This is a genomic window from Mesorhizobium sp. B1-1-5 (assembly GCF_006443065.1).
GTDB lineage: Bacteria > Pseudomonadota > Alphaproteobacteria > Rhizobiales > Rhizobiaceae > Mesorhizobium.
This window is the reverse complement of record NZ_VFWS01000055.1, coordinates 1-14952: the sequence shown is the minus strand read 5'-3', so window position 1 is coordinate 14952 and position 14952 is coordinate 1. Positions and strand designations below refer to the sequence as shown.

12 protein-coding genes are annotated in these 14952 nt (G+C 64.8%); 11 read left to right on the top strand and 1 reads right to left on the bottom strand.

The window, feature by feature from the left end; all coding sequences use genetic code 11:
* Positions 1 to 16 precede the first annotated feature (16 nt).
* The 5 genes from FJ980_RS17405 to FJ980_RS17385 all read left to right on the top strand — a co-directional run bounded on the left by FJ980_RS17405 (position 17) and on the right by FJ980_RS17385 (position 5190).
* Positions 17 to 1078 (top strand): LLM class flavin-dependent oxidoreductase, encoded by a 1062-nt coding sequence (locus FJ980_RS17405; RefSeq protein ID WP_140544822.1) that lies wholly within the window; start codon positions 17 to 19, stop codon positions 1076 to 1078.
* Positions 1079 to 1236: 158 nt separating this feature from the next.
* A complete protein-coding gene (locus FJ980_RS17400; protein WP_140544820.1) occupies positions 1237 to 2409 on the top strand; it encodes an AI-2E family transporter in 1173 nt (390 codons plus the stop codon).
* Positions 2410 to 2498: 89 nt separating this feature from the next.
* Positions 2499 to 3320, top strand: a complete 822-nt coding sequence (locus tag FJ980_RS17395; protein ID WP_140544818.1) for an arylamine N-acetyltransferase — start codon at positions 2499 to 2501, stop codon at positions 3318 to 3320.
* 3 nt (positions 3321 to 3323) lie between these two features.
* The gene (locus FJ980_RS17390) at positions 3324 to 4322 is read left to right on the top strand and encodes an LLM class flavin-dependent oxidoreductase (RefSeq protein WP_140544816.1); all 999 of its coding nucleotides are present in this window, start codon (positions 3324 to 3326) and stop codon (positions 4320 to 4322) included.
* A gap of 67 nt (positions 4323 to 4389) precedes the next feature.
* Positions 4390 to 5190 (top strand): inositol monophosphatase family protein, encoded by an 801-nt coding sequence (locus FJ980_RS17385; RefSeq protein WP_140544814.1) that lies wholly within the window; start codon positions 4390 to 4392, stop codon positions 5188 to 5190.
* Here FJ980_RS17385 and FJ980_RS17380 read toward each other — a convergent pair.
* Positions 5180 to 6199: a LacI family DNA-binding transcriptional regulator gene (locus FJ980_RS17380; RefSeq protein ID WP_140544812.1), complete on the bottom strand. Its 1020-nt coding sequence runs from the start codon at positions 6197 to 6199 to the stop codon at positions 5180 to 5182. The genes FJ980_RS17385 and FJ980_RS17380 overlap by 11 nt on opposite strands.
* A 218-nt stretch (positions 6200 to 6417) precedes the next feature.
* Between FJ980_RS17380 and FJ980_RS17375 the strand changes: the two genes are divergently transcribed.
* The 6 genes from FJ980_RS17375 (at position 6418) to pmtA (ending at position 14816) form a co-directional block, all read left to right on the top strand.
* Positions 6418 to 8013, top strand: coding sequence for a sugar ABC transporter ATP-binding protein (locus FJ980_RS17375; protein WP_140544810.1), 1596 nt, complete (start codon positions 6418 to 6420; stop codon positions 8011 to 8013).
* Positions 8010 to 9305 carry an ABC transporter permease gene (locus tag FJ980_RS17370; protein ID WP_140544808.1) on the top strand — a complete coding sequence of 432 codons (1296 nt, stop codon included), beginning with the start codon at positions 8010 to 8012 and terminating at the stop codon, positions 9303 to 9305. Before FJ980_RS17375 ends, FJ980_RS17370 begins: the two co-directional genes overlap by 4 nt.
* Positions 9306 to 9323: 18 nt before the next feature.
* A complete protein-coding gene (locus tag FJ980_RS17365; protein WP_140544806.1) occupies positions 9324 to 10292 on the top strand; it encodes a substrate-binding domain-containing protein in 969 nt (322 codons plus the stop codon).
* A gap of 526 nt (positions 10293 to 10818) precedes the next feature.
* Positions 10819 to 12735: a molecular chaperone DnaK gene (gene dnaK / locus FJ980_RS17360; protein ID WP_140544804.1), complete on the top strand. Its 1917-nt coding sequence runs from the start codon at positions 10819 to 10821 to the stop codon at positions 12733 to 12735.
* A gap of 201 nt (positions 12736 to 12936) precedes the next feature.
* Positions 12937 to 14064, top strand: coding sequence for a molecular chaperone DnaJ (gene dnaJ / locus FJ980_RS17355; RefSeq protein WP_140544802.1), 1128 nt, complete (start codon positions 12937 to 12939; stop codon positions 14062 to 14064).
* Between the two features lie 146 nt (positions 14065 to 14210).
* Positions 14211 to 14816, top strand: coding sequence for a phospholipid N-methyltransferase PmtA (pmtA, locus tag FJ980_RS17350; protein ID WP_140544800.1), 606 nt, complete (start codon positions 14211 to 14213; stop codon positions 14814 to 14816).
* The last annotated feature ends 136 nt before the right edge of the window (positions 14817 to 14952 follow it).

Genomic DNA, 14952 nt, shown 5'->3' with positions numbered 1-14952 from the left:
TTGAGGACGCAACCAGATGGAACTCGGTCTCTACACTTTCGCCGATGTCAGCCCGGAGCCGGGCCCCGGCGCCATCGGCCCGCATGAACGGCTGCGCAACCTCATCGAGGAAATCGAGCTGGCCGACCAGGTCGGCCTCGACGTGTTCGGCCTCGGCGAGCATCACCGTCCCGACTATGCCGCCTCGGCGCCGGTGGTGGCGCTGGCCGCGGCGGCCGAGCGCACGAAGCGCATCAAGCTCACCAGCGCGGTCACCGTGCTTTCCTCCGACGATCCGGTGCGCGTCTTCCAGCAATTCGCGACGCTCGACCTTCTGTCCGGCGGCCGCGCCGAGATCATGGCCGGGCGCGGCTCCTTCATCGAATCCTTCCCGCTGTTCGGCTACAATATCGAGGACTATGACGAACTGTTCGCCGAGAAGCTCGACCTGTTGCTCAGCATCCGCGACCAGGTGACAGTGACGTGGCAGGGCAAGCTGCGCGCGCCGATCAACGGCCGCGGCGTCTATCCGCGTCCGTTGCAGGAAAAACTGCCGGTCTGGATCGCCATCGGCGGCACGCCGCAATCCGCCGCCCGCGCCGGCGTGCTCGGCCTGCCGCTGGCGCTGGCCATCATCGGCGGCGAGCCGGCGCGTTTCGCGCCGTTGTTCGATATCTATCGCGAGGCGGCGCGGCGCGGCGGCAACGATCCGGCCAGCCTCCCCACCAGCATCAACGTGCACGGCTTCATCGCCGAGACGACCGAACGGGCGGCCGACGATTTCTACGGACCGCAGGCCGAGGTGATGAACCGCATCGGCCGCGAGCGCGGCTGGGGCCCGACCTCGCGCGCGCATTTCGATCAGTCGCGAGGCCCGAACGGGGCCCTCTTCGTCGGCAATCCTGAGACCGTGGCGGAAAAGATCGTCTCCCAGCACAAGATCTTCGGCAACGACCGCTTCCTGCTGCAAATGGCGATCGGCACCATGCCGCACGCCAAGATCATGAAGGCGATCGAGCTTTACGGCACCAGGGTGGCGCCGATCGTGCGCAAGGAGACGGCCAAAACCGCGCCCGCCATCGTGGCGCCGGCCGGCTGAGCGGAAGTCTGTTCGCCAAGACTGGCCGACCCGCAGCGCGACCGCAGGAGCGATGCCGCGGACAGCCGGCTCATGGAACCTTGCCCGGAACTCCCGCGTTTCGCCCAGAAGCCTGCCATGCATTCATTGTTTGGGTGGCGGGCTTGCAAGGGGAACCGATGAAAGCCGAGCCGATCGCTTCGGGCGCGAGCGTTACCGAAAGCCCTGATCCGCGTGCCAGCGCCCGGGCGGACATGCGTTTGACGCGATCGCTGGTGATCGGGATTTTCATTCTTCTGACGATCGCGGCGCTCTATTTCGCCCGTGATTTCTTCATGCCGGTAATCCTCGCCTTCCTGCTGGCGCTGACGCTGACGCCGATCGTGCGCTTCCTGCGCAAGCACGGCGTACCGGAAGTGGTTTCGGCGACGTTGCTGGTGCTGCTTTCAATCTTTGTTTTCGTCGTCGCAGGCTATCTGCTCAGCGGTCCGGTCATCGACCTCATCAACAACAGCTATTCGATCGGCCAGCAGCTCACCGAACGGCTGGCGCCGTTCAAGCGGCCGCTCGAACGGGTGATGGATCTCGCGCATCAGCTGGAAGCTCTGACCGAGACTTCGCAGGAGCCGGGCGTGCAGCGGGTCGCGGTGGCGCCTTCCGGCGTTCTGTCCACGGCAGCCAGCAATATCCTGGAAGCCGGCACCTCGATCACCATCGTCTTCGTGCTGTCGCTGTTCCTGCTCGCCTCGGGCACGCTGTTCTACGAGAAGATCGTGCAGTCCTTCACCAGCATGACCCAGAAGAAGCGGGCGCTGCGCGTGGTCTATGACGTCGAGCACGAAATCTCGCACTATCTGCTTACCGTTGCCCTGATCAATGCCGGCCTCGGCACGGTGATTGGGCTCGGCCTCTGGGGGCTCGGCATGCCCACCCCGTTGGTGTGGGGCGCGGCGGCGGCGCTGCTCAACTTCCTGCCCTATGTCGGCGCGCTGATGACCGTCCTGCTCGTCGCCATCATCGCGCTGATCAGCTTCGACACGATCGCCTATGCGCTGCTGGCGCCGGCTTTCGTGGTGTTGTGCGATATCGTCGAAGGCCAGTTCGTGACGCCGACGGTGGTCGGCCGACGCCTCGAGATCAACGCGGTGGCGATCTTGATCGCCATCGCCTTCTGGTCATGGCTATGGGGCTTCGTCGGCGCGCTGATGGCGGTGCCGTTGCTGGTCGTCATCAAGGTCTTCTGCGACCATTTCGAGGGCTTGAGCCATGTCGGCAATTTCCTGGCGGCGCAGCAGTCCATGGCGGTCATCGACGACGATTCGAACGACAACGATCAGAGGTCGATACCTTGACACTGGCCCAATCCTGAGTGCCGGCCGATCGTTTGCGGCATCGTCGAGGAGTGCCTATATCGGGCCGGTCAAGCCGGACCTGCCCCTGAATGACCGACTTCGATCTCGATGGCTATTTCGCCCGCATAGGCTATGACGGGCCAACCGACGTTTCGCTGGCCACGCTGCAGGCGCTGCACGCAACTCACCCGCAGGCGATCCCGTTCGAGAATATCGACGCCTTGATGGGCGTTTCCGTCGGGCTCGACATCGCCTCGCTGCAGGACAAGATTCTTGGCCAGGGCCGCGGCGGCTATTGCTTCGAGCACAATCTCATCTTCATGCATGCGCTGAAGGCGCTCGGCTTCACCGCCAGCGGGCTGGCGGCGCGCGTGTTGTGGGGCCAGCCGGATGATGCCGTCACTGCGCGCAGCCACATGCTGCTACGCGTCGAGCTCGGCGGCCGCACCTACATTGCCGATGTCGGCTTCGGCGGCCTGACGCTGACGGCGCCGCTGCTTTTGCAGCCTGGGCTCGAGCAGCAGACGCCGCACGAGGCCTTCCGCATCGTCGAAACCGGCGACCATCTTCGCCTGCAAGCAGGCATTGGCGGCGATTGGCGCACGCTCTACCGCTTCGACATGAGCCAGGCCTATGAGGTCGACTACCTGGTCGGCAGCCATTTCCTGTCGACGCATCCGAGCTCGCATTTCCTGACAACGCTGGTTGCCGCGCTCGCCTTGCCCGGCCGGCGCTATGCGCTGCGCAACAACCGGCTGTCGATACATCATGCCGGCGGCCGCAGCGAGCAGCGCGAGATCGCGACCGCCACCGAGCTCGCCGGCGTGCTGGAGAATCAGCTCGCCATCGTCATTCCCGACCGCGCCGCCTTCGAGACGAGGCTGCGGGAAAAACGCATCGTGGAGACCTGACCAATGACGGCCCTTTCGGTTCTCGACCTGTCGCCGATCACGCAAGGCAGCACGGCCTCGCAGTCGCTTGCCAATTCGCTCGACCTTGCCCGCCATGCCGAGCGGCTGGGCTACAGGCGCTACTGGCTGGCCGAGCACCACAACATGCCGGGCATTGCGAGCGCGGCGACGTCCGTCGTGATCGCGCATGTCGCCGGCGGGACGAAGTCGATCCGCGTCGGCGCCGGCGGCATCATGCTGCCCAACCATGCGCCGCTGGTGATCGCCGAGCAGTTCGGCACGCTGGCGGCGCTTTTCCCCGGCCGCATCGATCTCGGCCTCGGCCGCGCGCCGGGCACCGACATGCTGACCGCGCGCGCGCTGCGGCGGAATCTCGAAAGCGCCGACAATTTCCCGCAGGACGTCGTCGAGCTGATGGGCTATTTCCAGCCGGCCGAGGAAGGCCAGCGCATTCGCGCCGTGCCCGGCGAGGGCCAGAGCGTGCCGGTCTGGATCTTGGGCTCCAGCCTCTATGGCGCGCAGCTCGCAGCCCTTCTCGGCCTGCCTTACGCCTTCGCCTCGCATTTCGCCCCGGCCGAGCTCGATCATGCGCTGGAGGTCTATCGCACGCGCTTCCAGCCGTCGGCGCAACTCGACAAGCCTTATGTCATGCTCGGCCTCAATGTCTTCGCCGCGCCGTCGGACGCCGAGGCGAAGCTTCTGTTCAGCTCGCTGCAACAGGCCTTCGTCAATCTGCGCAGCGGCCGCCCCGGCCAATTGCCGCCGCCGGTCGAGAATTACGACCGCGACCTCGACCCTGCGGCGAAAACCATGCTTGCCCAAGCGCTGTCCTGCGCCCTTGTCGGCTCGCCGGAGACGGTGCGCCAGGGCATCGACGCCTTCATAAGCCGCACTGGCGCCGATGAATTGATGGTGACGGCGCAGTGCTTCGACCATGCGGCGCGCGTGCGCTCCTTCGAGATCCTTGCCGACGTGCACAAATCGATGTTGAAGGCGGCCTGACGCCGCCATGGCTTCTGACATACTCATCTGTTAAGGGCAGGCTCCCCGCCAAAGCGCGAGCCTGCCCATGACCCATGATCTCGACGACCGCATGCATTTTGCCATCGACCTGACGCGGCGCGCCGGCGAGCTGGGGCTGAAATATTTTCGCGACCTCGACAATCTGACCATCGAGAGCAAGGGCCACCAGGACTTGGTTTCCGAGGCCGACCGCGAGGTCGAGCTGTTCATCCGCGCGGCCGTCGCCGAGGACTATCCGCAAGACGGCATCGTCGGCGAGGAGCACGCGGCGGTCACCGGAACAACCGGTCATGTCTGGGTGATCGACCCGATCGACGGCACCGCCAATTTCGTGCGCGGCATTCCCGCCTGGTGCGTGGTGATCGCCTGCGCCAGGAACGGCGAGACGATCGTGGGCGTCATTCACGAACCCTCGACCGACGAGACGTTCTACGCTCGCCGCGGCGGCGGCGCCTTCCTCAACGGCAAGCCGATCAAGGCCAGCAATGCGGCGTCGCTTTCCGACGGCGCCGTCGGCACTGGGCTTTCCAACCGCGCCTCCACCACGAACGTCGTCATTCTCATCGGCCTGATCATGGGCGAGGGCGGCGTCTTCTACCGCAATGCTTCCGGAGCGCTCATGCTTGCCTATGCGGCGGCCGGCCGGCTGCTCGGCTATGTCGAGGAGCACATGAACGCCTGGGATTGCCTGGCCGGCATGCTGCTGGTCGAAGAGGCCGGCGGCACGGTGCTGAAAGCGGACCCCAAGACGGTGATCGGCAAAGGCACCCGTGTGGTCGCCGGCGGCCGGGGCATCTTTCCGAGGCTGCAGCTGCTCGGCGAGAGCTCCTTCGGATTTACGCGCTGACGCTCTGCGCGAGCGCGCCGAGCGGCCGGCAGGAATTGCGGATCATCAGCCGGCCCTTCAGCACGAGCTTGCGCGGTGGCGCCTCCCTGTTGCCGGCCAGCCGGTCGAGCAGGAGGTTCGCCGCCTGCTCGCCGATCGCCTGCACCGGCTGCGCCACGGTGGTCAGTTGCGGGACGAACACGTCCGACCAGGGAAAATCGTCGAAGCAGGCGACCGAAATGTCTTCGGGGCAGCTGAGGCCGATGTCGCGGATCGCCTTCATGGTGCCGATCACCATCGGGTTGTTGGCCGAGAAGATCGCGCTTGGCCGGTCGTGCAGCGAAAGCAGCTGCATTGTGGCGTTATAGCCGTCGATCTCGTGGAAATTGCCGGAGCGTATGAGCTCCTCCGCCACCGGCAGGCCGGCGGCCTGCAGCGCCTCGCGGTAGCCGATCATACGGTCATGCATGGGGGATATGTCGGATGCGCCGGTGATATAGCCGACGCGGCGATGGCCGAGATGGATCAGATAGGTGACGGCGTCGAACACGGCGCGCTGGTTGTCCAGCACCACCGCATCGGTGTCGACGCCGTCGCAGAGGCGGTCGAGCAGCACCACCGGCACGTTGGCGTCCCCGACGATGCCCTTCAGGATGCCGCCGTCGCCGACGCGCGCCACGATCAGCCCGTCGACCATGCGGTCGAGCAGCAGCCGGATCTGGTCGTCCTGCGTGTTCAGGTCCTCGTCCGTGCAGCACAGCATGACGGCGTAGCCGGCGCGGTCGAACGCCTGCTGGATGACCGAAACAACATCGGTGAAGAACGGGTTGGTGATGTGCGGCACGGTCAGGCCGATGGTCCGCGTGGTGCCCATCTTGAGGCTGCGGGCAATGGCGTTGCGCTTGTAGCCGATGTCGCGGATCGCCTGCTCGATGCGCTGGGTAAGCTCCGGACTGACGGTGGCGGTGCCGTTGAGCACTGCCGACACGGTGGCCACGGACACACGCGCCGCCTCAGCCACATGCAGCATGGTCGGCGCTGTGGATTTCCGCTGTTTTTTCCGCCCTGACACCGTCATTTTCGAAACGTTTAGCCACCCCTATTTGGCCAAACCTACGCAAACCCGGCATTTTCCGCAAGAATTGAAATGCAACAATCCTCAGAAACCAGATATGCGCTTGACACATTCGAAACGTTTAGATTAGCGTTCAAACAATCGAAGACGACGGAGGGAGGCCGTCCTTTGCCATGCAGCGCATTGATTCCACCACGACTGGCAATGCGGCCGCCGACGGTCCCGCCGTCGTGCTGAGCGCGACGGGCATTTCCAAGCGCTTCGGCGGCATCGCCGCGCTGTCGGATGTGAGCCTGGACCTCCGGCCCGGCGAGGTGCATGCGCTGATGGGCGAGAACGGCGCCGGCAAGTCGACGCTGATGAAGATCCTGTCGGGCGTCTATACCGACTACGAAGGCGCCGTGGCGATCGACGGTCAGGCGGTCCGCTTCACCGGCGTCCGCGACGCCGAGGACGCCGGCATCGCCATCATCCACCAGGAGCTCAACCTCGTCCCCGAGCTCAGCGTCGCCGACAACATCTTCCTCGGCCGCGAAAAGCTGATCGCCGGGCTGGTCGTCGACCGCAAGGCGAGCAGCCGCACTGCCAGCGCGCTGCTGCAGCGTCTCGGCATCGAGCTCGATCCCGAGGCGCGTGTCGGCACGCTCAGGGTCGGCGAGCAGCAACTGGTGGAGATCGCCAAGGCGCTGTCGAAGTCGGCACGCATCCTCATCATGGACGAGCCTACCTCGGCGCTGTCGCCGGCCGAGTGCCAGAGACTGTTCCGCATCATCGGCCAGCTCGCGGCAAGCGGCGTTGCGATCGTCTACATCTCGCATCGCATTGACGAGGTGATGCATCTGGCCAGCCGGGTGACGGTGCTGCGCGACGGACGCCACGTGCTGACGCGGGACATGGCAAGGCTGGACGAAGACGCCATCATCTCCGCCATGGTCGGGCGCGACCTTCTCGCTTCCTCCGATCATGAGCGCGGCCCCGGCGGCGAAGCGGTGCTCTCGGTCAGGGACCTGTCGCTGTCGAAGCCCGACCGGCATGGCTGGCGCACGATGATCGACGGAGTCAGCTTCGACCTCGCGGCCGGCGAAATCCTCGGCATTGGCGGGCTGCTGGGTTCCGGCCGCACCGAGATACTGGAGGCGATCTTCGGCTCGAGCGACGGCCGCACCGGCGGCGAGATTCGGCTCGACGGCGTGCCGGTCGAGATCGGCTCGCCGCGCGAGGCCCGCCGGCTCGGCATTGCTTTGGTGACCGAGGATCGCAAGACGCAAGGCCTGCATCTCCAAGCCTCGATCACCGACAATGTCGCGCTGCCTCTGGTCGGCGCACTGGCGCGCTTCGGCCTGCGCTCGCGCTCCGGCGAGCGGGGCCTGGCACGCGACGCGGTCGGCGCACTCGGCATACGCTGCGAAAGCATCGAGCAGGCCGCCGGCACGCTGTCCGGCGGCAACCAGCAGAAGGTGGTGATCGGCAAGTGGCTGGCGACCCGGCCGCGCGTGCTTCTGCTCGACGAGCCGACGCGCGGCATCGATGTCGGCGCCAAGCGCGAAATCTACGACCTCGTCTTCAAGCTGGCCGGCGACGGGCTGGCGATTGCCGTGATCAGCTCCGAACTGCCCGAGCTTCTGCATCTGGCCGATCGCATTCTGGTCATGGCCGAGGGCCGCCAGCGCGGGATTCTGTCCCGCACTGATGCCAGCGAGGAGGCGATCATGCGGCTTGCCGCGCCAAGACTTGCCGCGCCAAGACGGACAGCGAGACCCGCCGCATGAACCTCATCAGCCTTGTCTCCCGCACCAAGCTTTACTGGGGGCTGATCGCCATCTTCCTGATCGGCGTGTTCGGCTCGCCGATCAGCTCCAAGGGCAACAACATCTTCCTGTCCTACGGCAATCTGCTCGACGTGCTGCGCCAGGTGTCGACCACCGGCCTCATCGCCACCGGCATGACGGCGGTGATCCTGACCGGCGGCATCGATCTTTCCGTCGGCTCGCTGATGGCGATCTGCTCGGTTGTCTGCGCCATGCTGCTCACCGTGCCGGGCGTCACGCCCTCGGCGGCGCTCGGCGTGCCGACGACCGCGCTGGCGGCGCTTTGCCTCGGCGTGCTGGCCACCCGCTTCATCCTGCTCAACATCGAGAAATCGCGCGCCGGGGCGGAAGCTGGGCGCGACGCGCGGCTGGACAAGGCGCGCGGCCTGATCATTCCGGGCGTCGTCGGCGTGGTCCTGTGCTGCCTTTCGCTGTGGTACCTGCTGCCGCAGGTCGAGACCAAGTTCGGCGTGCTCGGCGTGCTGCTGGTGGCGCCTTGCGTCGGCCTTCTGTTCGGCACCATCAACGGCTTCATCATCGTCGCCGGCCGGCTGCAGCCGTTCATCGTGACGCTGGCGATGATGGTGACAGCACTCGGCATCGCCAGGCTCACCGCCGGCCAGAACAATGCCGTGCTGCCGGTCTATACCGGCTCCAACGCCACCGCCGACTTCGAGATCCTGCGCTCGCTGGTGTTCGGCATCGTGCCGATGCCAGGCCTGTTCTTCCTGGGCGCGATCGTGATCTACGGCGCGGTGCTGCGTTTCACGCCCTTCGGCCGCTATGTCTACGCCATCGGCGGCAATGAGGAGGCGGCGCGGCTTTCCGGCATCGCCGCCGGGCGCGTCAAAATAGCCACCTATGCGATGTCGGGCCTGCTCGCCGGCGTCGCGGCGGTGCTCTACGTGGCGCAATATCGCCAAGGCAAGCCCGATGCCGGCGCCGGGCTGGAGCTCGACGCCATCGCCGCCGTGGTCATCGGCGGCACCAGCCTGATGGGCGGGCGCGGCAGCCTGGTCGGCACCTTCTGCGGCGTGCTGATCTTCGGCCTGCTGTCCAACATCTTGCAGCTGCACAACATCAATTCGAACCTTCAGCTGGTGCTGAAGGGGGCGATCATCATCGGCACCGTGCTCGTGCAGGAGCGCAACGCCGGCGATCTTCTCAGCTATCTGCGCCTGCCCGGCGGACGGGCGGCGCAAAAGGAAACGGCCGCGGCAAAGCGGCCGTCACAGGAGACCTCGTCTCTATAATCCGGAGGAAACAGGACCATGAAACGACGTGAAATGCTGAAGCTCGCCGCCTTCGCGGCGGCGCTTGTGACGACCACCGCGCTCTTTTCCGGCAACCATGCCTTTGCCCAGGACAAGAAGTGGAAGATCGGCTTCTCGCAGGTGACGACCATCGAACCCTGGCGCGCCCAGTTCAACAAGGACATCATCGCGGAAGCCGCCAAGCACCCGGACGTCGAGCTGATCATCACCGACGGCGAGGACAAGACCGAAAAGCAGGTCGCCGACGTCGAGAATCTGATCCGCCAGGAGGTCGACGCGCTGCTGGTCTCGCCGAAGGAATCGGCCGGCCTGACCGGCGTGGTGCAGCAGGCGATCGACGCCAAGATCCCGGTCTTCGTGCTCGACCGCAATGTCGAAACCAAGGACTACACGCAGTTCGTCGGCGGCGACAACAAGCTGATCGGCCGGGCGGCTGGCGAATATGCCGTCGAGCTCCTGGGCGGCAAGGGCAAGGCGGCCGGCAACGTCGTCGAGATCTGGGGCGGCATGGGCACGCAGCCGGCGCATGACCGCCATGACGGCTTCCATGAATTCACCGACAAGGAGCCGGGCATCAAGTACCTGCTCGACCAGCAGTCGGGCGACTGGAAGCAGGACCAGGCCTATAACATCATGGCCAACGCGCTGAAGACCAACGAGAAGATCGATCTCGTCTACGGCCACAACGATCCGATGGCCTATGGCGCCTATCTCGCGGCCAAGGATGTCGGGCGCGAGAAGGACATCAAGTTCATCGGCATCGACGGCCTGCCCAACGAAGGCGTGCAGATGGTGAACAAGGGCGAGCTGACGGCGACCTTCACCTATGTCACGCCGGGCGCCGAGGGCCTGCGCCAGGCGATCAAGTTCCTGAAAGGGGAGAAGGTCGAGAAGACCATCACCCTGCCGACGGAAAAGATCACCAAGGACAACGCCGCCAAGATCCTGAAGGACAACGGGCTTTAGGTTCTGTTTTGACGCAATTCCGAACGGAAAACCGCTGCGGCTTTTCCTGGAATTAATTGCTTGAAGTCCGCAACCCCCTGCCGGGCTACGCGCCCGGCAGGGCTTTGCCCGAGCGCCAGGCGCTCCCCACAGCTTGCCGCCGGGCGCCAAATGCACGCCGCAATGCTGATTTTCCGCTCTTTCGCGACCGAAAGTCACGCCCGAAACAGCAAGTCCTGACCTTGGCGGTCGGCAGATTTGCGTGCCCTAAGCGGCGCCGCTTTAAAAAAACCAAACCGGAACAGTGAGATAGATCGACTTCAGACCGGCTCGGGCGCAGAGCGCGGCGGGTCTCTTCCGGGTCGCTGCCGAGACGACGGACAGCTTGCGCAGGATGCTTGCGCCTTGTGTCGCCTGTTCTTATATACGCGCCAGCCGTCCAGCCCTAAAAAGCGGGGACCATGACGGGATTTCTTGTGAACAGGGGCTTTCGTCGGAACGCCTTTTGAAGGGTCCAGAGAGCCTGCTTAGAGGAGAGATTAGAACAATGGCAAAAGTTATCGGTATCGATCTCGGCACCACCAACTCGTGTATCGCCATCATGGATGGCAAGGACCCCAAGGTGATCGAGAATGCTGAAGGCGCGCGCACGACGCCTTCCATCGTCGCCATTTCAAGCGACGGCGAACGTCTCGTCGGCCAGCCGGCCAAGCGCCAGGCGGTCACCAATCCGGAAAACACCATCTTCGCGGTCAAGCGCCTGATCGGCCGCCGCTATGACGACCCCGTGACGGAGAAGGACAAGAAGCTTGTCCCCTACAAGATCGTCAAGGGCGACAATGGCGACGCCTGGGTCGAGGCCGGCGGCAAGAAGCAGTCGCCCAGCCAGATCTCGGCCATGATCCTGCAGAAAATGAAGGAGACGGCGGAAGCCTATCTCGGCGAGAAGGTCGAGAAGGCGGTCATCACCGTTCCGGCCTATTTCAACGACGCCCAGCGCCAGGCGACCAAGGACGCCGGCAGGATCGCCGGCCTCGAGGTGCTGCGCATCATCAACGAGCCGACGGCCGCGGCGCTTGCCTATGGCCTGGAAAAGAAGGACGGCAAGACTATCGCCGTCTATGACCTTGGCGGCGGCACCTTCGATATTTCCGTGCTCGAAATCGGCGACGGTGTCTTCGAGGTGAAGTCGACCAATGGCGACACCTTCCTCGGCGGCGAGGACTTCGACATGCGCCTGGTCGAGTATCTGGCGGCCGAGTTCAAGAAGGAACAGGGCATCGACCTCAAGGCCGACAAGCTCGCGCTGCAGCGCCTCAAGGAAGCCGCGGAAAAGGCCAAGATCGAGCTGTCGTCGACGACGCAGACCGAGATCAACCTGCCCTTCATCACCGCCGACGCCAGCGGCCCGAAGCACCTGACGATGAAGCTCACCCGGGCGAAGTTCGAAAGCCTGGTCGAGGATCTCGTCCAGCGCACGATCGAGCCCTGCAAGGCGGCGCTCAAGGATGCCGGCCTGAAGGCCGGCGAGATCGACGAAGTGGTCCTGGTCGGCGGCATGACCCGCATGCCCAAGATCCAGGAGATCGTGAAGCAGTTCTTCGGCAAGGAGCCGCACAAGGGCGTCAACCCGGATGAGGTCGTGGCGCTTGGCGCCGCCATCCAGGCCGGCGTGCTGCAGGGCGACGTCAAGGACGTGCTCCTGCTCGACGTGACGCCGCTGTCGCTCGGCATCGAGACGCTGGGTGGCGTGTTCACCAGGCTGATCGAGCGCAACACCACGATCCCGACCAAGAAGAGCCAGACTTTCTCGACCGCCGAGGATTCGCAGTCGGCGGTGACGATCCGCGTCTTCCAGGGCGAGCGCGAAATGGCGGCCGACAACAAGATGCTCGGTCAGTTCGACCTCGTCGGCATCCCGCCGGCCCCGCGCGGCGTGCCGCAGATCGAGGTCACGTTTGACATCGACGCCAACGGCATCGTCAACGTCTCGGCCAAGGACAAGGGCACCGGCAAGGAGCACCAGATCCGCATCCAGGCTTCGGGCGGTCTGTCCGACGCCGACATCGAGAAGATGGTGAAGGACGCCGAGGCCAATGCCGACGCGGACAAGAAGCGCCGCGCCCTCGTCGAGGCCCGCAATCAGGCCGAAGCGCTGGTGCATTCGTCCGAGAAGTCGCTGAAGGACTATGGCGACAAGGTCTCGGAGGCTGACCGCACCGCGATCTCGGACGCGATCGCCGCGCTGAAGACCGCGGCCGAGGGCGACGACCCGGCCGATATCGAGGCCAAATCGCAGTCGCTCGCCGAAGTATCGATGAAGCTCGGCCAGGCCATGTACGAGGCCTCGCAGAAGGAAGCGGCCGAAGCCGACGCCAAGGCGGACGCCGCCAAGGATTCGGACGTGGTCGATGCCGATTTCGAGGAAATCGACGAAGACGACGAGAAGAAGAAGTCGGCCTGAGCCGGCTAACGGCGGATCATGCGAAAAGCCCGGCGGAAGGCCGGGCTTTTTTGCAACCCCAGTCGAAAAAGTGACAGAAAAGCCCGAAGCGGCCCGGCTTAGTACTAGCATCCGGGAAACATCGCTCCTAAATCCAAGAACGTGCCGGCAAACGTCGCCAACAATGCTTGAAGACATTGAGCATCCGGACAGCGGGAAAAAATGAAAGCTGATTTCTACGAAACGCTGGGCGTGCAAAAAGGCGCCGACGACAAGGAACTCAAGAGCGCTTTCCGCAAGCTCGCCATGCAGTTCCATCCCGACCGCAATCCCGGCGACCATGCCTGCGAGCACAAGTTCAAGGAGATCAACGAAGCCTACGAGACGCTGAAGGACCCGCAGAAGCGCGCCGCCTATGACCGTTTCGGCCACGCCGCCTTCGAGGGCGGTATGAACGGCGCAGCGCACGGTTTCGGCGCCGGCGGCTTCGCCGACATCTTCGAGGATATTTTCGGCGACATGATGGGCGGCCGCCAACGCCGTTCGTCGGGCGGCCGCGAACGCGGCGCCGACCTGCGCTACAACATGGAAATCACGCTGGAAGAAGCTTTTTCCGGCAAGACGGCGCAGATCCGCGTGCCGGCTTCGATCTCGTGCTCGGAATGCTCCGGCAGCGGCGCCAAGCCGGGCACGCAGCCGGTGACCTGCTCGATGTGCCACGGCCACGGCAAGGTGCGCGCCACGCAAGGCTTCTTCTCGATCGAGCGCACCTGCCCGCAATGCCAGGGCCGCGGCCAGACGATCAAGGACCCCTGCCCGAAATGCGCCGGCCAGGGCCGCGTCACCGAGGAGCGCTCGCTGTCGGTCAACATCCCGGCCGGCATCGAGGACGGCACCCGCATCCGGCTGGCCAATGAGGGCGAGGCCGGCCTGCGCGGCGGACCGTCGGGCGACCTCTACATCTTCCTGGCGGTCAAGCCGCACGAATTCTTCCAGCGCGACGGCGCCGATCTCTACTGCAAGGTGCCGATCTCGATGACGACGGCGGCCCTTGGCGGCTCGTTCGAAGTCACCACGCTCGATGGCACCCAGACCAAGGTCAAGGTGACGGAAGGCACGCAGAACGGCCGGCAGTTCCGCTTGAAGGGCAAAGGCATGCCGGTGCTGCGCCAGCCCAATGTCGGCGACCTCTATATCCAGACGGCGGTCGAGACGCCGCAGAACCTGACGCGCCGCCAGCGCGAATTGCTGGAAGAGTTCGAGCAGATCTCCTCGAAGGACAATTCGCCCCAGTCGAGCGGCTTTTTCGCGCGCATGAAGGACTTCTTCGAGTCGTTCGGCGAAAACTGATTGCCGCAGCCCCGCATTTCGCACGGCATCGGAAGGCGATCCGGTGCCCAAGCGTCATCAACACCTTATGCCAGCTTGACGCCTTGCCTTGTTCCACCCACCTGCTAAGTAGCGGATCGGGGGCTGAGCATTGAGGAGAGCTCGTGATGGCACGTAGTCCCGGGTTGCGCAAAGCGCTGGCCGAAAAATTCGACGACGAGCTGAAGTTCTTCAAAGGCTGGATCGACAAACCGAAAACGGTCGGCTCGATCGTTCCCACCAGTTCCATCACCGCCCGCAAGATGGCGTCCATCGTCAATCCGAGATCGGGCCTACCGGTGCTCGAGGTCGGGCCCGGCACGGGTGTCATAACCCGCGCCATCCTGGCCCAGGGCGTGAAGCCCGAAAACCTCTACGCGGTCGAATATTCGACCGACTTCGTGCGCCACCTGCGCGGGCTCTATCCCGGCGTCAACGTGATCGAGGGCGACGCCTTCAATCTCAATGCCACGCTCGGCGACAAGCGCGACATGGTGTTCGATTCGGTCGTCTCCGGCGTGCCGCTGCTCAATTTCCCGGTCGCCCAGCGCATCGCCTATATCGAAAGCCTGCTCGACCGCATTCCCGCCGGACGGCCGATCGTGCAGCTGACCTATGGTCCGCTGTCGCCGATCCCGGCCGGGCGCGGCGACTACACGGTCGAGCATTTCGATTTCATCTTCCGCAACATCCCGCCGACGCAGCTGTGGATCTACCGGCGCGCGGCGCATTAGGGTCTATCCGCGAAAGTGTTCGCGCACGCAAGTGGCGGCAGCGTCCTGGCGACTGGCCGAAACGCCCCTCGCTTCGTCATCCACGGGCGGAGCAAGGAGCGAAGCGACGCGGCGCAGACCCGAGGATCCATTCCGT